Here is a 212-nt window from a genome sequence, read left to right on the forward strand (position 1 = left end):
GTGCCAATGTTGGTAGCAACTATGCAGTAACGCTGAACCAAGCTGGGATTGAAGCACTGCAAGGTGCAAATAAGAACTACACAATTACGAGCAGTAATGTGGCAGCCGGTAATCTGACGATTACTCCAGACACAACTGCCACGGTACAGATTAGTAATGGTACCAAGGTTTATGACGGTACCACGAACGTGGATACCGCGCAGTTTAAGGTG

Annotated in this window: 1 protein-coding gene; it reads left to right on the forward strand. The window is 47.2% G+C overall.

What is annotated here, in order from left to right; translation table 11 throughout:
* The coding region (locus CES82_RS12660; RefSeq protein WP_180245761.1) for an MBG domain-containing protein at positions 1-212 on the forward strand (212 nt) is incomplete at both ends.

This window comes from Secundilactobacillus silagincola (assembly GCF_002583405.1).
Lineage (GTDB): Bacteria > Bacillota > Bacilli > Lactobacillales > Lactobacillaceae > Secundilactobacillus > Secundilactobacillus silagincola.